This is a genomic window from Microbacterium sp. (genome assembly GCF_031178445.1).
Classification (GTDB): domain Bacteria; phylum Actinomycetota; class Actinomycetes; order Actinomycetales; family Microbacteriaceae; genus Microbacterium.
The window spans coordinates 226,915-251,398 of the sequence record NZ_JAPSIY010000004.1 but is presented as its reverse complement, the minus strand read 5'-3'; the positions used below and the strand labels follow the sequence as shown (position 1 = coordinate 251,398).

Here is a 24,484-nt window from a genome sequence, read left to right as displayed (position 1 = left end):
GACATGTCGTGCTCCCTCCCCGTGTCGTACCCGGATCCTGACGTCGCCGCACGCCGGCAGATAGAGCCTTGACGGACCGGGTGCGAACTGTCAACCCCATTAGCCGGCCGCGGTGCACTCTCTAGCGTCGATTGCACCAACACATGCACGGCACGAAACACGTACGAAGGGAATGTGGCGATGACGCTGACGCGAGACGTCATGACAGCGGGTGCCAAATGCATCGGAGAGAACGATGCGCTCACGATCGCCGCCGAGATGATGCGGGAACTGGACGTGGGGGCGCTGCCGATCTGCGGAGAGGACGGCCGCCTGAAGGGGATGCTGACCGACCGCGACATCGTGGTGAAGGCCGTGGCCGAGGGGCAGGATCCCGACACGACGAATGCTGGACGCCTGGCGAACGGCACGCCGATCACGGTGAGTGCGGATGATGACATCGAGGCGGCCGTCGAGGTCATGCGCCGCCACCAGGTGCGGCGCGTGCCTGTGATCGCGGACCACCACCTGGTCGGCATCATCAGCCAGGCCGACATCGCGCGGCACCTCGGAGCAGAGACCACCGGCGAGACCGTCGAGCGCATCTCGCGTTGACGGCCGGCCGTCCCGGAGGAGGAGATATGAGCGAAATGCCGGAGAAGCACGGCGACATGACCACGCACGCATCCTGGGGGGCTGGTGAGCCGCGTCTGCTCGTCTCCCGCGACGACGCGGATCGATCGGTGTTCGAGATCACCGGCGACAGGGTGAGTCTGGGCTCGGCGGCGGGCAGTGATCTGCTGCTGGCAGGCGCGGATCCCGTGCATGCCACGATCGTCCATGACGACCGGGACGAGTACGTGCTCACTCTGCACGGCGAGGGGGAGATGAACGCGAACAGCGCGGAAGGACTGGCCGGTGAGCGGTCCGAGATCCTGCGAACGGGTGCGCGATTCACCATCGGAGAGTGGACGCTCGTGTTCCAGCGCGACGAGTTCGCCGATCACGGACGGCCGTTCGGTGGCCGGGAGGGTGGCGAACTGTCCGACCAGCCTCCGCAGCCGCGACGCCCCGACTACTCCGCTGAGCGGGCGGGCCAGGAGTCCGAGCGCGAGGGCCAGGAGGTCAAGGACGGCTGACGTTCGCGGCGGGCCGGCAGGCTGGCGGTGTACCCTCTTCGCGAGGGAGGCCACATGGGCGAGAAGATCGGCACGCTGCTGCAGCTGCTGCTGACAGCCCTCGGCGCCGTGCCCCTGACCGACGGGGTCCTGGGCGTCGCGGCAGTGCTCGTCGCGGTGACCGTGCTGGCGCTGGTCGTCGCACTCGCCGCCCCCCATTCGGGGCTCCGGCTCTCCGTGCACCCCGGTGGCGCTGTCGACGCCACAGTGCTGCTCGCCCAGAGCGATCCGGATGCCGACGGGCATCCACGCCCACGAGCTCCCGGGTTCGCGCTCGCCGCGTGATCCCTTCGTCCTTCGCGATCGGGATCGCGGCGCTCCGCCGACCCTTCCCGCTCGTGAACGGACCCCATGGACATCTTCGCCTTTCCGCCCCTGACCCTTCTTCTCGACGGCGCCTACCGAGCGCTGCTCGCCCTGTCGCACCTTCTCGAACCCGTCGCCGGCGGCGCCTCCGCCGCGATCGCGGTCATGCTCGTGACCGTCATCGTGCGCGCCGCCCTGATACCCGTCGGGGTCTCCCAGGCCAAGTCGGAGCAGATGCGCGCCCGACTCGCCCCTCGCCTGCGCGAACTGCAGAAACGGCACGGCAAGAACGCCGAGCGCCTGCAGCGGGAGATGCTCGAGCTCTACCGCTCGGAGAACGCCTCGCCGCTCGCAGGATGCCTGCCCTTGCTGGTACAGGCCGCTGTCGTCGGCGTGCTCTACACCCTGTTCCTACGCCCCGAGATCGCGAGGCATCCGAATGAGCTTCTCGCACACGACCTGCTCGGGGCCCCGCTCGGCACGTCGCTGCTCTCGGCGATCGGCGGCGGTCTGGACATGGCGACGGCGCTCGTCTGGGCCGTCGTACTCGTCGTGATCCTGGTGGTGGCCGACATCACCAGGCGCCGGTTCCGCCCGCAGGTGCCAGCGGAAGGGCCGTTGGCAACGCCAGGAATGCTCGGCATGATGAACGCACTGCACTACCTGACGGCGGCGTTCGCCGTGTTCGTGCCGCTGGCCGCCGCCCTGTACCTCGTGGTCACGGTGACCTGGACGCTTGTGCAGCGCATCCTGCTGCGCAGGCGCTACCCGATGCCGGTCTGATCCCCGTGTTCCGGCGCCGGCATCGCCGCCGTATCGCCCCGCCGGCGCTCAGCGCGCCACGACGCCGACCCGCAGCGGCGCTGCCGGTGCGGCGGCCTCGGCGAGGGCCGCGTCCAGCTCGGAGAGGGGACGCACCACCCCAACGGCATCGGCGAAGGGGTAGGCGCGCCCTCGCCCGGCGAGGAAGCCCACCGCATCCGCCAGCTCCGACCCCGTGTAGTTGTGAACGCCTGCGACGGTCACCACCCGGCGGACGATCGACTCGGCGTCCAGCGGCACCGGATCCGCCGGGAACACGCTGCCGACGAGCACCACCACTCCTCCGGTGGCGACCTCGGAGAGCGCTGCCGGCACGGCGTGGCCGGACGCCTCGATTACGACGTCAGGCCCTTCGGGCCGCACTGCGTCGGGCTCCTCTCGCGCACCGAAGCGGGCGGCGAGAGCCCTGCGCAAAGGGTTGGGGTCGGAGATCTCCACTCTGGCGCCCTGCTCCGCCGCGATGGCCGCGGCGGTGAGGCCGACCAGGCCTGCGCCGTGGATCCGCACCCTGGCGTCTTCGAGGTCGCGCACCTGCGCCGCCCTCGCCACGGCAGCCCAGGCGGTGGCCGTGGCGCACGACGCCGGGGCCAGCGCGGCGGCGGGCAGCGCCTCCGGCACCCGCACGATCGTCGTTCCACGGCGCAGCTGCACGTGGCTGGCGAACCCACCGGTGAGCTCACGATGCGCACCGATCCGCTCGTGCCCGTACTTGCCGAGGTCACGGCACTTCTGCGTGAGGCCCCGCTCGCATCGGTCGCACGATCCGCACGACACGGTCACCGACCACACCACGCGGTCGCCGAGCCGCAGCGGTGCGCCGTCGACGGCGTGCGCACCGGCCGACCCGATCGCGACCACGCGCCCGACACTCTCGTGCCCCAGCACCAGCGGCACCGGCGCCGGTCGGCGCCCGTGCACGGTGTGCACGTCAGAGCCGCAGATCGTCGACAGTTCGACGGCGATCAGCACATCGTTCTCGGCGAGGGCGACGCCGGGGACGGCGATCGTCTCGAGCGGATGCCCCTCGCCGAGGAACGCCTTGGCGACCGCGGCCGGGCGCAGCACGACGTCAGTGAACCCGCGCCCGGACGGCGGCGTCGTCGCCGGCTCCAGGGTGGCGCGCACGTCAGGGAGCCTGCACGAGGGAGAGCAGTTCGCGCTCTGCGAGCGCTGCGCGCAGGTCGACGACGCTCCGCAGCACCGCATCCGCACCCGCGCTCTCCAGCGATTCGTGACCGTGCGCGCCGGTGAGCACCCCCGCCACGAACCCGGCCCCCGCGCGCCGCCCGGACAGCACGTCGCTGGCCGTGTCGCCTGCGACGGCGACCGCCTGCACCGACGAGACGCGGGCGCGCAGCAGCGCGGTGAGCACCAGGTCGGGCGCAGGCCGGCCGCGGCCCGCGTCAGCAGGCGAAAGGGCGACGTCGATGACGTCGCGCCACCCCAGAGCATCGATCAGCGCGTCACGGGTCACCGGCGCGAAACCGGTCGTGAGCGCGACCTTGACGCCACTGGCGCGCAGCGATTCGATCGCCTCTCGCGCGCCGGGGATCTCTTCGGCGCCCTGCTCGGCGATCAGTTCGTCGTACGCGGCCTCGAAGGCGGAGGTCGCACGCTCCGCGAGGGCGCGGTCGCCGTCGGCGAGATGCAGGAACACATCGATCTTCGACCGGCCCATGGTGTCGCGCACGTACTGCAGAGCGTCTTCCCACGGCATCCGATCGGCGACACCGGTGCGCTCGGCCGCACGGTGGAACGCCTTCTCCACCACCCCGTCATCGCGGACGGTGGTGCCGGCCATGTCGAGCACGACGAGTTCGATGGGTGTCATGTGAACGCCTCCTGGAGGTGTGCGGAAAGGGCGGTCTCGGCGAGTCCGAGTCCGCAGGTCATGCCGATGCCGGTGGTCGCCGCCAGCGCGAGGATGCCTTCGGCGGGGCGCTCGTCGAGGAACTCCCCCGGCCCGGACGCGTACACGCCCTGCCAGCGCTCCAGCACGTGAAAGCGATCGACGGCGAAAAGGGCGCGCGCCTCGTCGAGGAACGCCTCGAAGGCCGCCTCGGGCTGGAACGGTCCCGGCTGCACGGCCTTGGCATGCGAGTCGCCGAGGATGAGCGACCCGTCGGGCAACTGGGTGTACATCTGATTCAGATCGAGCGCGGCGAGATCGGGGCGTTCGGCGTACAGGCGCCCGCGCAGAGCGCTCGTCTCGGGCAGGCCGGCGAAGCGCCCGTAGCGCACCAGCGACCAGCCGGTCAGCAGCGGCGCATCGAGCGGAACAGGGAGATCGGCTGCGGCGACGCGCATCATGTCGAGAGCGCAGCGCACGATCCCGCTGCGCTCAGCGATGTCAGGCAGCAGCTGGTCGATGTCATGGTTGACGGCGACGACGACCATGCCGGCGTGGATGGTCCCGCGGGTGGTCTCAACGCGACCGGTGCTCACGCCGGTGACAGCGGTGCGCGTGCGGAAGTCCACACCGAGGGAGGCGAGGTGGCGCACGATCGCGCCTGCGGCCTCGCGCGGGTTCACCTGGAGGTCGGGTTCGATGAGCGCCCCGCCGACGATGTCTCCGCGGCGCAGCGGTGCGCGGCGCAGAAGCTCGGCGGCGTCCAGCATCCGCACGTCCGTCTGCGCATCGTCGGCGGCCGTCTCGAGCACAGCCAGCTCGTCGTCGTGGCGTGCGGCGACGAGCGTGCCGGACTCGCGAAGCCAGAACCCGGCGTCGGCGGCCAGGCGCAGCCACAGTTCGCGGCTGATATCGCCGTAGCGGCGGGCGACCCCGGTCTGGGCGCCGATGCAGAGATGCCCGAAGTTGCGCACGGTCGATCCGACCGGGGTCTCGGTGCGGTCGACGACGATGACGCTCATGCCTCGCCGCGCCGCCGCATACGCGGCGCCGAGACCCACGATCCCCGAGCCGACGACGACGAGGTCGGCGCGTGCCGCACTCATCGGAACACCTGCCGCATCCACATCGCGATCCCCTCGACCACGAGCACTGTCACGAGGATCATCAGCACGATGCTCGTCACCAGCGGGTAGTTGGAGCCCTGGCCGGCGTTCAGCAGGTAGTAGCCGACACCCCCGCCGCCGACGATGCCCAGCAGCGTCGCTGCGCGCACGTTGGTGTCGAGCATGTAGAACGTGTGGCCGATCAGCGCGCGCGAGCCCTGCGGCAGGGTCGCCGCCGCATACATCTGCAGCCTGCTCGCCCCGGTCGCCAGCAGCGCTCGCTCGGGGCCGCGGGGAACCTCTTCGAAGGAGTCGGCGATGAGCTTGCCGAGCAGGCCGATACCGCCGATGGCCAGTGCGATCGTGCCGGCCTGCGGCCCGAGGCCCGTGATGATGATGAGCACGATCGCGAGGATCAGCTCGGGGATGCCGCGGATGATCACCAGCAACAGCCGGAACCCGCCCTGCACGCCGGCGTTCGGGGCCACGTTGCGAGCGGCGAGCGAGCCGATGACGAGGGAGATCACGAAGGTGATGAGCGTCGCGGCCAGCGCGATGCGGATGGTGTCGAGCATGGCGGCGCCGATCACCGCGAACCCGTAGCTGCCGAAGTCGGGCGGCCAGAAGGATGCCGCGACCTCCGGCACCCGACCCCAGAAGGCCAGGAAGTCGGCCCAGATGATGTCGCTCACCACGACGGATCCGATCACGGCGGCGACGGCGATCCAACCGGCTGCGGTGTTGCGCACGCGCGACGCGGTCCAGGGCCGGCGGAGCGCCTGCTCGGCGGAGGCGAAGCGTCGCGCCGACGGGGACGGGCGCCCGGCGGAGGTCTTCCTGCGGGTGAACAGTCTCACGAACACGCCCCTGCCTGCATTCGTCTCGCCGAGCATCGCGACACGCACGGCGCTGGAGACGATCTCCATGCCGACGCACAGCAGGAAGATGACGAGGGCGATGCCGAGCCCGAGGCCGTAGTCGAGCGACTTGAAGGCGTGCGACATCTCGAGGCCGAGGCCGGCGACTCCGACGTAGCCGAGCACCACCGAGCCGCGCAGGTTGATGTCGTTGCGGTGCAGAACCGTCGCCACCCAGCTGGGGAGCACCTGCGGGAGCACGCCAGAGACGAACTCCTGCAGCTTCGTGCCACCCGCAGCGCGAATCGCGAGGCGCGGACCCTCATCGATCTGCTCGATCGCATCGGCGAACAGCTTCGAGATCATCCCGATCGAATGGATGCCGATCGCGAGGATGCCGGGAAGCGTGCCGAGCGAGAACATCAGCACGAAGACCATGGCGAGCACGACGTCGGGCAGTGCACGGGTGAAGACGCCGATGAAGCGCGCGACGGCGCGGGCTGTGGAGTGAGGCGTGGTGTTGGACGCGGCCAGATACGCCACCGGCACCGAGAGCGCAGCCGCGAGCAGCGTCCCGGTGGCCACGAGCCCCACGGTCAGGACCGTGAGGCGAAGCAGTTCAGCCGGCTCGGGGAAGCGCAGACCGCCGACGCGGCCGAAGAAGTTCTCGGCGCTGTCGATGCTGCCTGCGACCCCGGCGAACGTGATGTCGAGGTCGATGAGCGCGGCGACGGCGAGGCCTGCGATGACGAGCAGGGTGAGCGTGGCGCAGATGCGCTCGGGGCTGATGCGGCGCCGCGGCGCGCGGGCGTCGAGGTCGGAGGCCGGGTGCGTCGGGGAGCCGGGCCGCAAAGCGGTGAGCGTCATGCCATCGTCTCCGCCACCATGAGCTCGGATTCCAGTGCCTGCAGCTCGGCGGTGCTGGTGGCGACGCGGCCATAGATCTCCATGACCTGCGCCTTGTCGAGCGAGTCGGTGGTGGTGTCGAGCACGACCTCGCCGTGGCGGAGGCCGACGATGCGGTCGGCCCAGTCGATGGCGAGGTCGACCTGGTGCAGGCTGCACAGCACCGTGAGTCCGTCGTCGGCGGCGATCTCGCGGATCAGCGCCATCACCTGCGAGCTTGACTCGGGGTCGAGGGAGGCCACCGGCTCGTCGGCAAGGAGTACCTCGGGATTCTGCATGAGGGCGCGCGCGATCGCTACCCGCTGCTGCTGACCGCCCGAGAGCGTGTCGGCGCGCTGGTAGGCGCGATCGAGCAGGCCCACCCTGTCGAGGTGGCCGAGGGCGCGCAGCTTGTCGGCGCGGGAGTAGGAGAAGAGTCCCAGCCGCGGGCCGCGCAGGCCTGCGAGGGATCCTGTCAGCACGTTCTCGAGCACCGTGAGAGAGCCGACCAGCTCGAACTGCTGGAAGATGAAGCCGACGCGACTGCGCAGCCGGCGCAGTGCCCGACCACGCAGTGCCGGTACCTTCTCGCCGAGCACACTCACCGATCCGGAGGTGGGAAGCTCGAGCGCGTCGATGTGTCGCAGCAGAGTGGACTTGCCGGACCCCGAGAGGCCGAGCAGCACGACGATCTCTCCGCGGCCGACCGTGAGATCCACGCCCGACAGCGCGGTGGTCTGGTCGAAGCGCTTGGTGAGCGAGTCGATGCGGACGACCGGCTCGGCAAGGGCGGCCGAGGCCGTGGTGTTGATCGCGTTCATGTTCGTCTCCCGGGGTCCGTCGTCAGGCGGTCAGCCCTGGCACTGCGTCGCGTGCGTCTGCTTGCAGATGTCGCGGATCAGGTCGTAGTACTCGTCATCGACCGGCTTGGTGGCGTGGAACACCGAGCGGAACGCGTCGGAGTCCGCACTGTCGACGCCGGCTGCGATGATGTCGTCGATGGTGACCTCGGAGAGAGCATCCGTGAGCGTCTGCTTGATGTCCTTCGGCAGCGTGTCGGAGTACACCAGCGGGGCGCCGGGAACCATCGTCTCGGCGATGACCTTTACCTTGTCGGACTTCTCGACCTCGCTGTCCTCGGCGAATCCGACCTCGCACTCCTTGCCTTCGCCGACCTTGGTGACGCTGACGTCGTGCTTGCCTGCGAAGACCGGGGTGATGTCGTTCTCGGGGTCGATGCCGGCCTCGAGCAGGTTGTAGCTCGGGAACAGGTAGCCGGAGGTGGACGACGGGTCGACGAAGCAGACCTTCTTGCCCTTGAAGTCCTCGATCGAGGAGATGTCGCTGCCCTTCGGGGCGATCGCCTGCGAGTAGTAACCGGGCTCCTGGCCTTCGGCGGTGACGATGGACGAGATGGGCGTGAGCTCAGCGCCGTTGTTCGTGGCCGTCACGTAGGTGAAACCCGAGAACGAGGCCACGTCGACCTTGCCCGCGATGGCGGCCTCGATCAGCGCCGCGTAGTCGGTGGACTCGTGGTATTCGACGCTCTTGCCGGTCTTCTCGGCGATGTAGTCCATCAGGGGCTGATAGTTGGTCTCCGTGTCGACCGCGTCGGGTACGACGCCGAAGACCAGCGTGTTCTCGTCGACGGCGTAGCCGCCGGCAGCCGACGACCCCTCGGAGCCACCGCTGGCACCGGCAGACCCGGAACAGGCGGCGAGGCCGAGCGCGAGCACAGCGGCGCCGGCGAGAACGGGGAGAGCGCGAAGCTTCATGAGGACCTTTCGGAGGTGTGGGACGGGTATCCGCCAGCAACTCTGGCAGCGTAGAGCCTCAGAAATGTACCTATCTCGCCACTGTTCAGCGCTCGTTCACCAAGGCTTTTCCGGAATGAACTCTGCAATAACGCATACGCAGGACGATGAATGGCCAACTAGTATGCCTATGTGGCTGAAGCTGTCTACACCCAGATCGCAGACGACCTGCGCGGGCGGATCGCCGCGGGCGAGCTGCGCCCCGGCGACGACGTGCCCACCGAGGCCGAGCTTGCCGAGAGGTGGAGCACGTCCCGGGGCCCCATCCGTAATGCCCTGGCATCCCTGCGCGCCGAAGGCCTGATCCAGACGCATCGGGGGCGGCCTGCGCGCGTGGTTTCGAAGAAGGCGAACCAGGCCGTCGACATGTCGGTGCCGTTCACGCGCTGGGCGCGGGACCTCGGCGTCATTCCCGGCGCGATCACGCAGGAACTCAGCATCCGCAAGGCGGGGCCCGAGAAGGCCTCGGCGCTGGGAGTCGCCCCCGACGACACGATCGTGAGCGTCGTGCGGCTTCGTCTGCTCGACGGGCGTCCGACGATGCTGGAGCGGCTGTACTACCGCGAGGACGTCGGCCGACTGCTGCTTCAGGTGGATCCCGACGAGATCTCGATCACCGAATACCTGGCGTCGCAAGGGCACCCCATCGTCGGGTTGCAGCACGAGATCGACGCCGTCGCGGCCGACGACCAGGACGCCGCGCTGCTGAGCGTGCCCGCGGGCTCGCCCATCCTCAGGCTGAGCCGCATCTCCCGTGATGCGGAGGGCCGCGTCTTCGAGGCCTCGGAGGATCGCTATCTCAGCGAGGTGGTGCGCTTCACCGTCGCCGCATCAGGCATCTCAGCAGACGGCCAGTACCTCCGCGCCGTAGGCGGCTAGGGACGATCGTGGGATGCGGCGGCGTACGCTTCCGCTCCCCGACCCCCGCTTCCGCTCCCCTCCCCCCGGGCCGGAGGCGTGCTTCTTCCTCAGGCCGCGACGTCGAATCTCGCCCTGCCGCCGAGTCGCGGTGCGCGCAGCGGGTCGACGTACGGCGGCGGGATGAACCACACGCGCGCAGCGACGCCGACTCCCTCGATCCGGATGTCCCAGCCGTTGTCGTGGATGCGATGGTGACAGGTCTCGCACAGAAGCACTCCGTTGTCGAGGTCAGTCGGCCCGGCATCCCTGGTCCACCAGCGGATGTGATGGGCCTTGGCCATGCCGGGCGGCAGCCCGCACATGGCGCATCCTCCGTCACGCTCGGCGAGTGCGAGACGCTGAGCACGGGTGAACAGACGCTTCTCACGACCCCAGTCCAGAACCTCACCCCTGCTTCCCAGTACGCACGGGATGACGCCGCCCGAAGCAGCCATGCGGCGGACCGCAGCGATGCTGACGGGCTCGTCGGTGCCGTCGATCGTGCCGTGGCCGACGCCCGCGGTGAGGTGCTCCAGACTCACGCGGACGATGACGCTCGCCCCGTTCAGCGGAACCGATCCGGCCTCCCCACATCCGAGCGCATGCTCACAGATCGCGGCGAGCGCGTCGGCCTGGATCATCGCAACCGAGCGCTGATCAGCATCGGGGGCGTCGGCGGCGAGCGCGCCATGGCGGGCAGCGAACACAGCCGAGACATGTCCTTGCACGGCGGTCCGGATCGGAGCGCCCTGCGCAGCAGTGGTGACGAGGTTCAGGTGGAACATGCCGTCGCGTTCGAACATGGTCGCCGAGCGGCGAGGGCGCCGCTGGTCTTCGCGCTGCTCGATGCCGTCGGGATCGAGCCACGCCTCGGCGCGGGCCAGCAGCCTGCGCACGTCGTCGACCGAGAACCCTGCTGACTTCGTGACGAGGATCTCCTCGGCTTCGGCGATCCTCTCGGCTCCGGCCGCCAAGCGACACCGCTCGAGCACGCCGATGATCTGCCCCGCGACCTGGGCGCTCACCACGCCGGCGTGAACGGCGCGCTGCACGGCCGGATATCTCGCCGGCAGGGGCTCACCCACCAGGTTCGTGCGCGGCGCGATCGCCTCTCCGACCTTCACCAGACGCGCTGAGTCGCCCACCGACGTTCCGGAGGTGGCGGCGATCAGCTGCGCCGTGTTGCGGTACCCCTGCTGCCTTGCCAGCGAATCCGGCCCCAGCTCGGGTCGCGACTCGTGGGCGATCTCGGTGGCGACCTCGACCCGCAGCGCGTCCAGCCGACGCTGCATCAGCCCGATCGCCTCGTTCGTCGCGACCAGACGCGGTCGAGTCAGACTCGATGCACCCTCCGCATCCGCCCACGCCTCTTCGAGGCGGGCCATCGCCTCGTACAGGGGTGCCAGGTGCTCCGCCATGGTCTCGCTCTCTGGATCGCAGAAGGGGAAAGCCGGGTTCGGGCGTTCGTGCTGCAGAGAGCGTGGTCGGGTTCTGTCCGGTGATCCCAGAGTACGACGGGCCTCTGACATTGCATGCCGGCCCACCCTCAGAGCGCGATCAGCACCACTCCGGCCACCACGATGATGGACGCCGCGATGCGCCAGGCCGGGCGCGATTCGCGAAGCAGGATGGCGCCGAACAGGCTCACGAGCACCACGCTCACCTCGCGCAGGGGCGCGATGAGGGCGACCGGGGCTATCGTGATCGCCTGCAGCACGAGGATGTACGACAGCGGCGACAGGATCCCGAAGGCCAGGATGCGGCGCCATTGGCGACGGCCCAGCTCGCCCACCGCCCGCCACCGTCCGCGTACGGCGAAGCTGTAGAACGGCAGCTGCGCCAGAGTCGTGCCGACCATGAACGCCACCGGCGACAGACTCCATTCACGCACGGCGTGCGCATCCCAGATCGTATAGGTGGCGATCATCACGCCGGTGAGCAGGCCGAACAGCAGTGCGGGATCGAGCCGGCGTCCACCCGCTGCAGAGCCGCGGTCGACGAAGCCGACGGCCACGACGCCGACGATGACCAGTCCCACACCGGCCAGGGCGAGGGCGGAGGGTCGCTCACCGAGCAGCAGCACGGCGACGATCACCGACAGAAAAGGACCGCTGCCCCGCGCGGTGGCGTATACGGTCGACAGGTTGCCCGACTGGTAGCCCCGCTGCAGCACTGACATGTACAGCACATGCAGCACCGCCGACACGGCGACGCCCAGCGCGAAGCCGGCGACGTCATCGGTTCCGAGCCCCCCGGTGAACGGGACGACCCCGATCCAGACGACCGTGCTCGCCAACGCACCCCACCAGAGGAAGGGCGCACCTGCGCGGCTGACGTTGTGGGCGATGATGTTCCACGCGGCGTGCGCGACGGCGGCGCTCAACGCGAGGGCGATGGCGGTGACCGGCATGCGAAGACCCTTCTGCCCGTCGCGGGGCGCGACGAACGGGTCCTCCAGGCTTTTGTCCGTTCAGATGACGCGGGCCGACGGCCGTGCGTGGCGCCGCTCGGACCAGCCGGACTCCGCACTCTGACGAGCAGCGGGGTCCCGGAACCCTAGGCGCTGTCGCCTCCACCCTAGCCCCAGGATGCTCGAGCGCCGGACAGGCCGCGCACGCCGCCCGACTAGCATCGAAGACATGCCCGTGAGTCCCGCCGCCCTCGCCCATGCCACCGATCTCGCCGATTTCGTCGCGGAGTCGCCTTCGAGCTACCACGCGACCGAGCAGGTCGCCCTCCGGCTCGAGGATGCCGGATTCTCACGGCTCGACGAGACCGCCGCGTGGCCAGCGCAGCCCGGGGGGCGTTACGTGGTGGTGCGCGACGGCGCCGTGATCGCGTGGACCGTGCCCTCCGGCGCCACTCCGACCACTCCCGTGCACGTTCTCGGGGCACACACCGACTCTCCCGGATTCAAGCTCAAGCCCAAGCCCACCGTCGGCGCGAAGGGCTGGCTGCAGGCGGCCGTCGAGGTCTACGGCGGCCCGCTGCTGAACTCCTGGCTCGACAGAGAGCTGCGCCTGGCCGGCCGCCTCGCGCTGGCCGATGGACGCGTCGTGCTCGCGGCGACCGGACCCCTGCTGCGCCTGCCGCAGCTGGCGATCCACCTCGACCGCGGTGTGAACGACGGTCTCGCGCTGGACAAGCAGACCGGCACGCAGCCGGTGTGGGGGCTCGGTGAAGCGGAGTCGGCCGATCTGCTGGCCGAGCTGGCGGCGACCGCCGGTGTCGACGCCGCCGACATCCGAGGGTTCGACGCCGTGGTGGCCGATGCGGCACGCGGCGCCGTGTTCGGCAAGGACGATGCGTTCTTCGCATCCGGTCGCCTCGATGATCTGGCGTCGGTGCACGCCGGGGTCGTCGCTCTGATCGAGGCCGCCGGCGCGGCGGCGGACGTCATCCCGGTGCTCGCGGCTTTCGACCACGAGGAGCTCGGATCGGAGTCGCGCTCGGGCGCGGCGGGTCCCTTCCTGGAGGACGTGCTCGCCCGCGTTTATGAGGCGCTCGGGGCCGATGCCTCCGAGCAGCGCCGCGCGATCGCGAGCTCCTGGCACCTGTCGAGCGACGTCGGTCACTCCGTGCACCCCAACCATGCGCACAAGCACGACCCCGTCGTGCAGCCCGTGCTCGGCTCCGGCCCCATCCTGAAGATCAACGCGAACCAGCGCTATGCGACGGATGCCGTCGGTGCCGCCGCCTGGGCGGGATGGTGCGAGCAGGCAGGCGTGTCGTCGCAGGAGTTCGTGTCGAACAACAGCGTGCCCTGCGGATCGACGATCGGCCCGATCACGGCCACCCGCCTCGGCATCCGCACGGTGGACGTCGGCATCCCGATCCTGTCGATGCACTCCGCTCGCGAACTCGCCGGGGTGAGCGATCTGCACGACCTGTCGCGCGCGGTGCGCGCGTTCTTCGCCGGCTGATCACCGCCGACGAGCCTTTCGGCACCGCGGGGCCGGTGTACTCGGCGACCCCGCGGCGCGGCGCGTCAGCAGCAGCCGATCTCGCAGCAGTCGTCCATGTCGCGCCTCCTTTCATCGATGGTCATCGATATCTTTGGTGGCGATCGTGGCGCATATATTGACGACTGTCAATGTTTTGCGCAGAATCGAACCGTGACCATGATCGAGCTGCGCGACCTGCGCTCGTGCTGCGCGCCCCTCACCCGCGCGCCGCTCAGTACCGGCAACGCCGAGTCGCTCGCCGCATCGCTCAAGGCGCTGGCCGATCCCGCTCGGCTGCGCATCCTGTCGATGATCGCGGCACACGCCGACGGGGAGTCCTGCGTGTGCGATCTCACCGGGCCCCTCGACCTCAGCCAGCCGACGGTCTCGCATCACCTGCGGGTGCTCACAGAGGCGGGGTTCCTCGAGCGCGAGAAGCGCGGCACCTGGGCCTATTACCGCATCGTCGACGAGGCCATCGAGTCGGTCGCGCATCTGCTCGGGCGCTGACCCTCGCCTACGCCCTCCACGCAGTGCCAGGATGAGGTCATGACCATCGCAGCTCCCGCAACCCCTGCTCTCATCGAGCGCACGGGTATCGAGATCGTCCCCGAGTCCGACCGGACGGCCAGGCCGCGCGACCTCTTCTGGCCGTGGTTCGCCGCGAACGTGTCGGTGTTCGGCATGAGCTACGGCGCATTCGTGCTGGGCTTCGGCATCTCCTTCTGGCAGGCGACACTCGTGTCGGTCATCGGAATCGTGGTGTCGTTCTTCCTCTGCGGGCTGATCGCCATCGCGGGCAAACGAGGCTCAGCCCCGACCATGGTGCTCTCGAGGGCCGCCTTCGGCGTGCACGGGCAGAAGGTACCCGGCGTCGTGTCGTGGCTGACGTCGATCGGCTGGGAGACCTTCCTCGCGATCATGGCCGTGCTCGCCACGGCGACCGTCATCACCCGACTCGGCGGCGACGGAGACAGCATCGCATTGAAGGTCATCGCCACCGTTATCGTGGCCGCGCTCATCGTGACCGCCTCGGTGCTGGGGTACCACACCATCATGAAGCTGCAGTCGGTGCTCACCTGGATCACCGGCATCGTCACGATCGTCTACGTGATCCTCGCCGCGCCCAGTATCGATCTCGCCGCGGTGATGGCCAAGCCCGACGGTGGGTTCGGGCAGGTCATCGGCGCCCTGGTCATGGTGATGACCGGTTTCGGACTGGGCTGGATCAACATCGCCGCGGACTGGTCGCGCTATCAGAAGCGCACCACCTCGGACGGATCGATCATCTTCTGGAACACCTTCGGCGGCTCGATCGCTCCCGTGCTGCTGGTCGTCTTCGGCCTGCTGCTGGCGGGCTCGGATGACGACCTGTTCACCGCCGTGCAGAACGACCCGATCGGCGCTCTCGCCTCGCTCCTGCCGATCTGGGTGCTCGTCCCGTTCCTGCTCACGGCGGTGCTCGCGCTCGTCTCGGGCGCGGTGCTCGGCATCTACTCGTCGGGGCTCACCCTGATCAGCCTCGGGATCCGCATCCCCCGGCCATCGGCCGCCGCCATCGACGGCGTCATCCTCACGCTCGGCACGATCTGGGTGGTGTTCTTCGCCGCCGACTTCCTCGGCCCGTTCCAGTCCTTCCTGATCACCCTGGGTGTGCCGCTCGCCTCCTGGGCCGGCATCCTCATCGCCGACATCCTGCGCCGGCGCAGGGATTACGACGAGGCGGCGCTGTTCGACCCGGCCGGGCGCTACGGCTCCTGGGACTGGACCTCGATCGTCACGATGCTGGTCGCTTCCGTCATCGGCTGGGGCTTCGTCATCAACTCGTTCGCGGATGCCGCGCCGTGGAACAACTGGCAGGGGTACTTCCTCGGCCTGATCGGGGGCAAGGAAGGCGAGTGGGCTTACGCGAACCTCGGTGTCTTCTTCGCCCTCGTGCTCTCGTTCGTGGTGACCTGGTTCGCGCGGGCGGGTCGGATCCGGCGGCAGGAGCAGGCATGACGGATGCGGTCGGCGACGACACCTGGCTGATCGTCGTCGACCCGCAGAACATCTTCGCCTCGCCCGATTCGGCGTGGGGCTCACCGTTCTTTCCGCAGGCGTTTGCGAACGTCCGCCTGCTCGCCGGACACTTCGACGAGCGCGTACTGGTGACGAGGTGGATGCCGACGGCCGATCGATCGACCTCGTGGGGCGACTACTTCGCCGCCTGGCCGTTCGCCGACAGGCCGGCATCCGACCCCCTGTTCGACCTGATCGACGAGGCACGCGACCTGTCGCCGCATCCCACCCTGGATCTGCCCACGTTCGGCAAGTGGGGCGACGCCATCGAGGCGATCCTGGGTCGTGGTGCGCGCATCGTGCTCACCGGGGTCTCTACAGACTGCTGCGTGCTCTCGACGGCGCTCGCCGCGGCGGATGCCGGCGCGCACGTCACCGTCGTCTCTGACGCCTGCGCGGGCTCGACGGAGGAGAACCATGCGGCAGCCCTGCATGTGATGGGTCTGTACCCGCCGCAGCTGACGCTGGCGACGACGGCGCAGGTTCTGGGTTAGCGGCCTGAGGCGCGGCGCAGCTCAGTCCCACCAGGTGTGCACGGGCTCGCCGCCGTGCATCCGCTCCAGGTAGTCGCCGAGCATGCCGTGCAGTGCGGCGCTGCGCGTCTCACCTGCGGCCTCCCTCGCGGCGACCTGCTCGCGCTGCCACACCGCCCCGTTCCTGCCTGTCACGCATCGCTGCTCGATGATGCCGAGGAAGCGGTCGCGGACGTCGGCATCCACACCGTACGCGTCCAGTCCTTCCGATGCGGCGGGCAGCAACCGGCTCAGGACCAGTTCGCGCGCGTCGATCATGCCTGCCTCCGGCCAGTGCAGCCGCGCCCCGATGCCGTCGCGCGCCCCGGCGTGCAGGTTCTCCTGCGCCGACTCGAAGGCCACATGCGTCCACAGCGGGCGCTCGGCGGTCGCGAGGCTGTGCACGAGTCCGTAGTAGAACGCGGTGTCGGCGAGCACGTCGGTCATGCTCGGCCCGCCCGGCAGCACCCGGTTCTCGAGCCGGATGTGATGCCCGTCCTCGGTCACGTCGTAGATCGGCCTGTTCCACCGGTACACCGTGCCGTTGTGCATCCGCATCTCCGAGAGCGCGGGGCTCCCGCCGCGTTCCAGCACCTCGAACGGGTCCTCGTCGCTGCATTCCGGAAGCAGCGCTGGGAAGTAACGCGAGTTCTCCTCGAAGAGATCGAAGATGGACGAGATCCAGCGCTCGCCGAACCAGACCCGCGGGCGCACGCCCTGGTTCTTGAGCTCCTGCGGACGTGTGTCCGTCGCCTGCTCGAACATCGGGATCCGCGTCTCGTGCCACAGCGCGCGGCCCGCGAAGAACGGAGAGTTGGCGGCGAGGGCCACTTGCACCCCTGCGATCGCCTGCGCCGAGTTCCAGTACGCGGCGAACTCCTCCGGCGGCGTCTGCAGGTGCAGCTGCACAGATGTGCAGGCCGCTTCGGGAAGGATCGTGTCGCAGACGACGTCGAGGTCCTCTGCCCGCCCGGGTTGCAGCGGTCGGCCGTCGAGGCGCAGCTCGATGTCCTCACCACGTGCGGCGAGGATCTGCTGCCCCAGCAGACCGTAGCGCGGGTCGGCGGAAAGCCAGCGCTCGGTGAAGTGGTGCTCGTCGAGGGTCGGCAGCATGCCGATCATCGCCAGTCGAGAGCCTGTTCCGCGTGCGCGATCGTCGGCGGCGCGGAACGCCAGTTGCAGCGCGTTCTCCAGCTTCGACAGATTGTCGCCGCCGAGCGGCCGGGGCGCGACGTTGATCTCGATGTTGAATCGGCCCAGCTCGGTCTGGAAAGCAGGATTGGCGATGGCCTCCAGCACGGCCTCGTTGGACATCGCGGGAGCGCAGTGCTCGTCGACCAGGTTGAGCTCGATCTCGAGCCCGAGCTGCGGCTCCCCCGTCTCGAACCGGCCCTCGTCGAGCATGACCGCCAGCGCGTCCAGGCAGCGCTCGACCCGGCCGCGGAACCTGGTGCGGTCCTGCCTGGTGAAGCTCCTGGCGGTGACGTCATCTCCCATGAGGTGACGCTATCGGTCGAACCCGACAGCGGCTCCAAGTCAGACTGACATTTCAGCATTGTGACGGTCGTCATGATGATGATATCGTCGCGCCATGAGCACCGAAGCCAATGAACGCGCGCTCGAAGACGGCATCGTCACCGATCTCGACGACCGGATGACGTATGGGGCGTACCTCGACCTCGACCGGTTGCTCAGCGCGCAGCATCCGGTCTCGCAGCCGCAGCACCACGACGAGATGCTGTTCATCATCCAGCACCAGACGACGGAGCTGTGGCTCAAGCTCGTGCTGCACGAGCTCGGCACCGCGCGCGATCGGCTCGCCGGCGACGACCTGCGCTCGGCCCTCAAGCACATCGCCAGGGTCAAGCACATCCAGGAGGTGCTCACCCAGCAGTGGTCCGTCCTCGCCACACTCACTCCGACCGAGTACGCACAGTTCCGCGGCGATCTGGGCAACTCCTCCGGCTTCCAGTCCGTGCAGTACCGGTGCGTGGAATTCGCGCTCGGCAACAAGAACGAGCGGATGCTGAGCGTCTTCAAGAACCACCCGGAGAACCTGGCTCAGCTCACTGCCGAATGGGAGCGCCCGACGCTCTACGACGAGTTCCTGCGCTACGTGGCACGCCGCGGGCTCGCCGTGCCACACGACGTCCTCGAGCGCGATGTGCGCCAGCCCTACCGGGAGCACCCGGAGCTGGTCGACGCGATCAGGGAGATCTACGAGAACCCGCACGAGTACTGGGATCTGTACGAGGCATGCGAGGAGCTCGTGGACGTGGAGGACAACTTCCAGTTCTGGCGCTTCCGCCACCTCCGCACGGTCACCCGCACGATCGGCATGAAGGTCGGCACCGGAGGGTCGAGCGGCGTCGGCTTCCTGCAGCGCGCACTGGATCTCACCTTCTTCCCCGAGCTGTACAGCGTGCGCACCGAGATCGGCGCTGGATGAGGGCCGTCACGTTCTTCGACGACGGGATGCTGCACGAGGGGGCCATCGTGCAGCACGACGGTGCCGTGCGCCTGCTCGAGGAGCCTGCTCCGAACGGCGCTCCCCGACTGCAGGGCATCGTCACCGGGCGGTTCAGCGACCATCACGTGCACCTGCAGCTGGTCGACCACACCCTGCTGGCAGGCTCGCGGCTCGGACGGGTGGTCGATCTCGGAGCGGATCTCGGTTGGATCGCCGGGATCGCACCTGGCCCGCGGATCGATTCGGCGGATCCCGGTGCCGCCCGACCGGCAGCATCCATCGGCCCCGTCGCGGTCGAGTACGCCGGCCCCTTCCTCACTGCCGTGGGCGGCTATCCGTCGGATCGCACATGGGCGCCCCCTGGTGCGGTGCGCGAGATCCCGGATGCGGCGAGCGCGGACGTCGCCGTCCACGAGCTCGCCGCGGCGGGAGCATCCGTCGTCAAGGTCGTCGCGCACAGCGTCGCAGGACCGGTGCTGGACGACAAGACCTTCGCCGCGATCGTGCGCGCGGCAAGGGCGCACGATCTTCCCGTGGTCGCGCACGCCGAGGGCGCGGGTCAAGCCCAACGCGCCGTCCGGCTGGGCGCCACCCGACTCGCACACGCCCCGTTCAGCGAGCGGCTCACCGACGACGAGATCGCCGAGCAGGCGGCATCGGTCTCGTGGGTCTCGACGCTGGCGGTCCATGCGGATGCAGCGCGAGCGGTGGCGATCGACAACGTACGACGCTTCCGCGCCGCCGGCGGCACGGTGCTCTACGGCAGCGACATGGGCAATGGCGACACCCCGGTCGATCTGCGCGACAGCGAGATCGCCGCGCTCCGCGACGCCGGTGTCGACGGCATCCCGCTGCTCACCGCACTCGCGCTCGTCTCGCCGCTGGCGCCGGGCGCCGCCCCGCTGGTGCTGCCGGCCGGCGACCCCACCCTCGCACGTCCGCTGACACTCGCCGATCTGGAGGACTGACACATGACCGAATCGCTCGAAGACGAGCACCGCCGCCTCGCTCAGGTGCTCTCGCCCGACCTGCTCGCCGAAGCGCGCCGGCTCGACGAAGCCGATCCGCTCGCGCAGCAGCTCGACGTGTTCGTCGACGCTCCCGGCGTCGCCGCCTATCTGGACGGCAACTCGCTCGGCCGGCCGCTCAAGGACATGCCCGAGACGGCCGCGCGGTTCATCCGCGAGGACTGGGGCACCCGGCTGATCCGGTCGTGGGACGAGCAGTGGATGGAGCTGCCGATGCGACTCGGCGATCGCATCGCCGACGTGGCCCTCGGAGCCGCGGCGGGTCAGACGATCGTCGCCGACTCGACCAGCGTCCTGCTGTACAAGCTGATGCGTGCGGCCATCGCGGCACGACCCGGCCGCGACGAGATCGTCATCGAGGGCGGCAACTTCCCCACCGACCGGTTCATCGCGGCCGGTGTCGCCGAGGAGACGGGTACGACGCTGCGCTGGATCGAGCCGGACGCCGTGACCGGCGTGACCGCAGAAGAGGTCGCAACGGTCGTCTCCGACCGCACCGCGCTCGTAGTGCTCAGCCACGTCGACTACCGCTCGGGTGCGCTCGCCGACATGCCGTCTATCACGCGTGCGGTGAAGGACTCCGGCGCCGTCATGCTGTGGGACCTCTGTCACTCCGTCGGCGTGGTGCCGATGCAGCTGGACGACTGGGGCGTCGACATGGCAGTGGGATGCACGTACAAGTATCTGAACGGCGGCCCCGGTTCACCGGCCTTCGCGTACCTGCGCAGCGAGCATCAGGGCCGATTCTCCCAGCCCATCCACGGCTGGTGGGGAGCGGCGGACATCTTCGCGATGGGACCGGAGTACGCGCCTGTCGCCGGCATCCGCCAGCTCCTGAGCGGCACGCCACCGGTGCTTTCGATGCTGGCGATGCAGGGCATGCTCGACCTCATCGCGGATGCGGGGATGGCGGCCGTGCGCGCGAAGTCGATCTCGCTGACGGACTTCGCCGTGCGCGCGTACGACGAGCTGCTCGCGCCCCTCGGCGTGCGCCTGCAGTCGCCGAGGAACGCCTCGCTGCGCGGCGGTCACGTGACCATCGGCCACGACTCGTTCCAGGAGGTCACGCAGAAGCTCTGGAAGGACGGGGTGATCCCCGACTTCCGCTTCCCCGACGGCATCCGGTTGGGTCTCTCGCCGCTGAGCACCTCGCATGAGGAGACGCTGCGTGGCGTCGTCGCCGTGCGCGACGCCTTGGCATGACCACGACCATGGACCCGTCGGCGGTCGCGGCGGATGCCGTCGTTCTCGACGACATCGACGCCAGGCCCGGCAGCACGACCTCGCTGCTGCGCACCCTCATCGGGCTGTACCTGCGCACGCTCGGAGGCACGATCTCCTCGGCAGCCCTGGTGCGGCTGGCGGCCGATCTGAGCATCCCCACCGCACGCGCTCGTACCGCGATCACCCGGCTCAAGCAGCGCGGGCTGCTGATCGCGGCGCCGAACGCGAGCTACGACCTCAACCCCGCCGCTGTGCCCATGCTCGAGCGCGGCGACCGCCGCATCTTCGAGGTGCGGACCATGCGTGCCGGAGACGACTGGACACTGGTGTCCGCGACCATCCCGGAGACGCGCCGCGATCTGCGCCATCAGCTGCGCAGCCGGCTGCAGTTCCTCGGCGCCGGCGCTGTCGCCCCTGGACTGTGGATCGTGCCTGGGCACCTCGACGGCGAGCTCGAGATGCTCCTCGATGAGATCGGCGCCCGCTCCTTCGCCACGCTGTTCCGCACCGCAGACCCCAGACCGGCCCGCCCGCTGGCTGAGGCCGTCAGCGCGTGGTGGGACCTGACGGCGCTGCGCGCCGAGCACGAACGCTTCCTCACCTCTGTCGCAGCGCTCGACACGTCAGCGCCGTTCGCCGCGTACGTGCGCCTGATCGACAGCTGGCGGGTGCTGCCGTACATCGACCCTGGGCTCCCGGCCGAGCTGCTTCCTGCCGACTGGCCTGGCGCACGGAGCGTGGCGACGTTCGAGGGTCTGTCCCGCGAGCTCTCCGGTCGTGCACTGCAGCACGTGCAGCAGTGCACGACCGGGTGAGGATTACCGTCAGGGGCGCGCCGTCGGTCAGCCGAGCTCGCGCACGAATGCCGTCACGTGTTCCTGCAGCTTCAGCATCCGCATGTCGCGGGCGAGTTCGCGGTCGTACCCGTCGTACGCCAGCGGCGGCAGGCGGCGCACATTCGCGGAGCATCCGAAGTTCTCGCAGATGAGGGTGCCGATCGTGCCCCCGTTGCGCCCGGCCGCGCCCACCTTGCGTGCGGCGAAGAACTGCACGTCGTTGCGCAGCGTGACGTCCTCGCACCAGGCGCACTGTGATCGGCGGACGATGCGCTGCTCGGCGCGCTGCAGCAGGACGCCTGCAGGCTCGTCGTCGACCTCCGCGACGATGTAGGCCCGACGGGGCATCTTGGGGTCGAACCAGCCGAGATAGTCGAGGCGCTGGAAGTCCAGCTCGGCGAAGTCGGCGGGCAGGGTCAGGGACGAGACCTCCTTGCGGGAGGCGTTGCGGAAGGATGCGCGGATGGCGCGCTCGTCGATGGGACGCATGAGAGTGCTTTCTATTCGGGCCGTCGGTGAAGACGGATGAGAGGAGGGCATCCTTCAGATCGGATGCCGGGTGCGACGAACCTCCGGTGACGGGAGTTCCGCCGCCGGATCGCTCTCAGCCTCTGCCGTCGGCGCGCGACGCGCCGACGACCGCCTCTCGCGCCACCAGGGCGCCCTCTGCGAACAGCACACGAGAAGTCTACGTCGGGGACGGTGATGATCGGGTTGCACGGCGAGTCCATGGCGACTCAGCCTGATCGACCCCGCCGTCGCCAGGCGGGAGTAAGGTCAGGCTGTGACGCCGTTCACCTCTCTTCAGCGCCTCGTCGTGACGGTGGCGATCCTCGCCTCATTCGTGACCTTTCTCGACGGCACCGTCGTCACGGTGGCCCTGCCGGCGATCAGCCGCGAACTCGGCGGCGGGATTCTCACCCAGCAGTGGGTCGTCGACGCGTACCTGATCACTCTGAGCGCACTGATCCTGCTCGCCGGCTCGGTATCGGATGCGTACGGACGGGTGACGGTGATGCGCATCGGCCTGATCTCGTTCGGCATCGCCTCGGTCGCCGTCGCGCTGGCGCCCGACCCGCTGGTGCTGATCATCGCGAGGGCGGCGCAGGGTGCGGCCGGCGCACTTCTCGTGCCGAGCTCGCTCGCCCTCATCACCGCGACCATGCGCGGCGAGGTGCAGTCCAGAGCGATCGGGGTGTGGACGGCCTTCACGACCGCGGCGCAGCTGGTCGGCCCGCTCATGGGCGGCATCTTCGTCGACTTCCTCTCGTGGCGATTCGTCTTTCTCATCAACGTGCTGCCGATCGCCGTGAACCTCATCCTTCTGCAGCGTCTGCGGCTGCCGGAGCACCCCCGCGGCATCCGGGTGGACTGGTGGAGCGGTGCACTGTGCGCCCTCGGCCTCGGCGCCCTCGTCTTCGCGCTCATCGAGCAGGAGCGTTTCGGATGGGGATCCCCCGCGATCTGGATCCCGGGGGCCGCGGGTGTCGCGCTCACCGCGCTCTTCCTCGTACGGCAGATGCGATCGGAGGCTCCGCTGATGCCGCTGTCGCTGTTCCGTGTGCGCAATTTCGGATGGGGCAACCTGGCCACGCTGTTCGTCTACGCCGCGCTCTCGCTGAACGGATTCGTGATCGGGGTCTACCTGCAGCAGGGCGCGGGCCTCAGTGCGACGGCGGCGGGACTCGCGAGTCTGCCCATCACGGTGCTGATGATCCTGCTCAGCTCGCGCGCAGGCGCATGGGCGGGCAGGTTGGGCCCGCGGCTGTTCATGACGGCGGGGCCCCTGCTGATGGCGGGCGGCGCGCTGCTCCTTCTCACGGTCGGCAGCGACTTCGACTACTGGTGGCAGGTGCTGCCCTCGGTGATCGTGCTGGGCCTCGGACTGTCGTTGACCGTCGCACCGCTGACTTCCGCGATCCTCGGCGCGATCGATGAGAGCCGCAGCGGCATCGCGTCGGCGGTGAACAATGCGGTCTCGCGCGTCGCGGGGCTGCTCGTCGTCGCGCTGCTGTCGACCATCGTGGGAGGTGCACTCGACCTCGACGGGTTCCACAACGCGGCCTGGGTCACGGCAGCGCTGTTCGCACTGGGCGGGGTGGTGTCGTGGATCGGCATCCGGCGCAATCCCGTCGAGGCGGCCACGGCGGATGCGGACGCGTCAGGTTCGCGCGCCGACTAGGTCAGGCGCTGCAGCTCGACGCACACGGACACGCCCTTCCTCCTGCCCGGCTCGAGCGCGAGCCCGGCACGTTCGAGCGAACGGCGCACGTGCCGCGGCAGCGGCGGGAGCGCCGCGGCCGCCCCCTTCTCGGTACGGGCGATGCCCGCGATCAGGCAGAGGCGCAGCGCAACGGTCTCCACCTCGACCCGAGCCTCCCCGCCGTCGGTGCGCCAGCGAAGCATCCGCACCTCGTTGAGCGACGCGATCATCAGGGCGACGACCGCTCCCCCGATGCTCACGAGCGCGAAGCCGATCGCCCAGCCGCCGGCGAGGGTGAGCAGGTAGGGCAGCAGGTCGAGCCCGGCCCCCGAGAGGTACCAGGGCGCCGCCACTGCGAGCAGCCGGATGCCCCACAGCCAGGCGCTACGCCAGGGCCGCAGCCGCCGCGGCGTCGGCGCGAGGACCTCGGGTGCACGGATGTCGGCATCCACGGCTTGTCTAGAGTCCGCGTCGAACTCGCGATCCGCTGGCGGCATGCCACACGGCGCA

The 24,484-nt window shown here is 69.4% G+C and carries 25 protein-coding genes; 14 read left to right on the top strand and 11 right to left on the bottom strand.

Annotated features, from left to right (window positions below; translation table 11 throughout):
- The first annotated feature begins 180 nt into the window (after window positions 1–180).
- The 4 genes from RIN43_RS07875 to RIN43_RS07860 all read left to right on the top strand — a co-directional run bounded on the left by RIN43_RS07875 (window position 181) and on the right by RIN43_RS07860 (window position 2,246).
- Window positions 181–594, top strand: coding sequence for a CBS domain-containing protein (locus RIN43_RS07875; protein WP_309128350.1), 414 nt, complete (start codon window positions 181–183; stop codon window positions 592–594).
- 26 nt (window positions 595–620) lie between these two features.
- A complete protein-coding gene (locus RIN43_RS07870) occupies window positions 621–1,118 on the top strand; it encodes an FHA domain-containing protein (RefSeq protein WP_309128349.1) in 498 nt (165 codons plus the stop codon).
- 54 nt (window positions 1,119–1,172) lie between these two features.
- Window positions 1,173–1,442 (top strand): DUF6412 domain-containing protein, encoded by a 270-nt coding sequence (locus tag RIN43_RS07865; protein ID WP_309128348.1) that lies wholly within the window; start codon window positions 1,173–1,175, stop codon window positions 1,440–1,442.
- Between the two features lie 66 nt (window positions 1,443–1,508).
- The gene (locus tag RIN43_RS07860; protein ID WP_309128347.1) at window positions 1,509–2,246 is read left to right on the top strand and encodes a membrane protein insertase YidC; all 738 of its coding nucleotides are present in this window, start codon (window positions 1,509–1,511) and stop codon (window positions 2,244–2,246) included.
- A 48-nt stretch (window positions 2,247–2,294) separates the two neighbouring features.
- Here RIN43_RS07860 and RIN43_RS07855 read toward each other — a convergent pair whose 3' ends face one another.
- Genes RIN43_RS07855 through RIN43_RS07830 form a run of 6 tightly spaced genes read right to left on the bottom strand, consistent with a single transcriptional unit; the run spans window position 2,295 to window position 8,757 of the window.
- A complete protein-coding gene (locus RIN43_RS07855; RefSeq protein ID WP_309128346.1) occupies window positions 2,295–3,410 on the bottom strand; it encodes an alcohol dehydrogenase catalytic domain-containing protein in 1,116 nt (371 codons plus the stop codon).
- Window position 3,411: 1 nt separating this feature from the next.
- Window positions 3,412–4,116 carry a phosphonatase-like hydrolase gene (locus RIN43_RS07850; RefSeq protein ID WP_309128345.1) on the bottom strand — a complete coding sequence of 235 codons (705 nt, stop codon included), beginning with the start codon at window positions 4,114–4,116 and terminating at the stop codon, window positions 3,412–3,414.
- On the bottom strand, window positions 4,113–5,240 hold the full coding sequence (locus RIN43_RS07845; RefSeq protein ID WP_309128344.1) for a TIGR03364 family FAD-dependent oxidoreductase: 1,128 nt from the start codon (window positions 5,238–5,240) through the stop codon (window positions 4,113–4,115). The genes RIN43_RS07850 and RIN43_RS07845 overlap by 4 nt, the downstream gene beginning before the upstream one ends.
- Entirely contained in the window at window positions 5,237–6,964 is a 1,728-nt protein-coding gene (locus RIN43_RS07840) for an ABC transporter permease subunit (protein WP_309128343.1), read from the bottom strand. The genes RIN43_RS07845 and RIN43_RS07840 overlap by 4 nt, the downstream gene beginning before the upstream one ends.
- Window positions 6,961–7,803, bottom strand: coding sequence for a phosphonate ABC transporter ATP-binding protein (gene phnC / locus RIN43_RS07835; protein WP_309128342.1), 843 nt, complete (start codon window positions 7,801–7,803; stop codon window positions 6,961–6,963). The genes RIN43_RS07840 and phnC overlap by 4 nt, the downstream gene beginning before the upstream one ends.
- A 30-nt stretch (window positions 7,804–7,833) precedes the next feature.
- The gene (locus RIN43_RS07830) at window positions 7,834–8,757 is read right to left on the bottom strand and encodes a phosphate/phosphite/phosphonate ABC transporter substrate-binding protein (RefSeq protein ID WP_309128341.1); all 924 of its coding nucleotides are present in this window, start codon (window positions 8,755–8,757) and stop codon (window positions 7,834–7,836) included.
- Between the two features lie 171 nt (window positions 8,758–8,928).
- On the opposite strand from RIN43_RS07830, the gene RIN43_RS07825 reads away from it, so the two are divergent.
- Window positions 8,929–9,675, top strand: a complete 747-nt coding sequence (locus RIN43_RS07825; protein ID WP_309128340.1) for a GntR family transcriptional regulator — start codon at window positions 8,929–8,931, stop codon at window positions 9,673–9,675.
- Window positions 9,676–9,764: 89 nt separating this feature from the next.
- Here RIN43_RS07825 and RIN43_RS07820 read toward each other — a convergent pair whose 3' ends face one another.
- Both RIN43_RS07820 and RIN43_RS07815 read right to left on the bottom strand, forming a co-directional pair.
- Window positions 9,765–11,114: a DUF222 domain-containing protein gene (locus RIN43_RS07820; RefSeq protein ID WP_309128339.1), complete on the bottom strand. Its 1,350-nt coding sequence runs from the start codon at window positions 11,112–11,114 to the stop codon at window positions 9,765–9,767.
- A gap of 128 nt (window positions 11,115–11,242) precedes the next feature.
- Window positions 11,243–12,106 (bottom strand): EamA family transporter, encoded by an 864-nt coding sequence (locus RIN43_RS07815; RefSeq protein WP_309128338.1) that lies wholly within the window; start codon window positions 12,104–12,106, stop codon window positions 11,243–11,245.
- A gap of 229 nt (window positions 12,107–12,335) precedes the next feature.
- Between RIN43_RS07815 and RIN43_RS07810 the strand changes: the two genes are divergently transcribed.
- The 4 genes from RIN43_RS07810 to RIN43_RS07795 all read left to right on the top strand — a co-directional run bounded on the left by RIN43_RS07810 (window position 12,336) and on the right by RIN43_RS07795 (window position 16,195).
- A complete protein-coding gene (locus RIN43_RS07810) occupies window positions 12,336–13,619 on the top strand; it encodes a M18 family aminopeptidase (RefSeq protein ID WP_309128337.1) in 1,284 nt (427 codons plus the stop codon).
- A 198-nt stretch (window positions 13,620–13,817) separates the two neighbouring features.
- Window positions 13,818–14,150, top strand: a complete 333-nt coding sequence (locus RIN43_RS07805; protein ID WP_309128426.1) for a metalloregulator ArsR/SmtB family transcription factor — start codon at window positions 13,818–13,820, stop codon at window positions 14,148–14,150.
- Window positions 14,151–14,189: 39 nt separating this feature from the next.
- A complete protein-coding gene (locus RIN43_RS07800; protein ID WP_309128336.1) occupies window positions 14,190–15,641 on the top strand; it encodes a cytosine permease in 1,452 nt (483 codons plus the stop codon).
- On the top strand, window positions 15,638–16,195 hold the full coding sequence (locus tag RIN43_RS07795) for an isochorismatase family protein (RefSeq protein ID WP_309128335.1): 558 nt from the start codon (window positions 15,638–15,640) through the stop codon (window positions 16,193–16,195). Before RIN43_RS07800 ends, RIN43_RS07795 begins: the two co-directional genes overlap by 4 nt.
- 21 nt (window positions 16,196–16,216) lie before the next feature.
- On the opposite strand, the gene RIN43_RS07790 is transcribed toward RIN43_RS07795, so the two are convergent.
- Entirely contained in the window at window positions 16,217–17,710 is a 1,494-nt protein-coding gene (locus RIN43_RS07790; protein WP_309128334.1) for a glutamate-cysteine ligase family protein, read from the bottom strand.
- A 94-nt stretch (window positions 17,711–17,804) separates the two neighbouring features.
- Here RIN43_RS07790 and kynA point away from each other — a divergent pair, with 94 nt between their 5' ends.
- The 4 genes from kynA to RIN43_RS07770 are packed head-to-tail and all read left to right on the top strand — an operon-like array spanning window position 17,805 to window position 21,750.
- Window positions 17,805–18,662 (top strand): tryptophan 2,3-dioxygenase, encoded by an 858-nt coding sequence (gene kynA / locus RIN43_RS07785; protein WP_309128333.1) that lies wholly within the window; start codon window positions 17,805–17,807, stop codon window positions 18,660–18,662.
- The gene (locus RIN43_RS07780; RefSeq protein WP_309128332.1) at window positions 18,659–19,651 is read left to right on the top strand and encodes a hydrolase; all 993 of its coding nucleotides are present in this window, start codon (window positions 18,659–18,661) and stop codon (window positions 19,649–19,651) included. The genes kynA and RIN43_RS07780 overlap by 4 nt, the downstream gene beginning before the upstream one ends.
- Window positions 19,652–19,654: 3 nt before the next feature.
- A complete protein-coding gene (locus tag RIN43_RS07775; protein ID WP_309128331.1) occupies window positions 19,655–20,914 on the top strand; it encodes an aminotransferase class V-fold PLP-dependent enzyme in 1,260 nt (419 codons plus the stop codon).
- Window positions 20,911–21,750: a PaaX family transcriptional regulator C-terminal domain-containing protein gene (locus RIN43_RS07770; protein ID WP_309128330.1), complete on the top strand. Its 840-nt coding sequence runs from the start codon at window positions 20,911–20,913 to the stop codon at window positions 21,748–21,750. The genes RIN43_RS07775 and RIN43_RS07770 overlap by 4 nt, the downstream gene beginning before the upstream one ends.
- Before the next feature lie 27 nt (window positions 21,751–21,777).
- Here the strand turns inward: RIN43_RS07770 and RIN43_RS07765 are convergent, their stop codons facing one another.
- Entirely contained in the window at window positions 21,778–22,260 is a 483-nt protein-coding gene (locus RIN43_RS07765; RefSeq protein ID WP_309128329.1) for an FBP domain-containing protein, read from the bottom strand.
- 295 nt (window positions 22,261–22,555) lie between these two features.
- Between RIN43_RS07765 and RIN43_RS07760 the strand changes: the two genes are divergently transcribed.
- Window positions 22,556–23,953, top strand: coding sequence for an MFS transporter (locus tag RIN43_RS07760; protein WP_309128328.1), 1,398 nt, complete (start codon window positions 22,556–22,558; stop codon window positions 23,951–23,953).
- Here RIN43_RS07760 and RIN43_RS07755 read toward each other — a convergent pair.
- Window positions 23,950–24,471: a hypothetical protein gene (locus RIN43_RS07755; RefSeq protein ID WP_309128327.1), complete on the bottom strand. Its 522-nt coding sequence runs from the start codon at window positions 24,469–24,471 to the stop codon at window positions 23,950–23,952. The two genes, RIN43_RS07760 and RIN43_RS07755, sit on opposite strands and share 4 nt — an antisense overlap.
- Window positions 24,472–24,484: the final 13 nt, after the last annotated feature.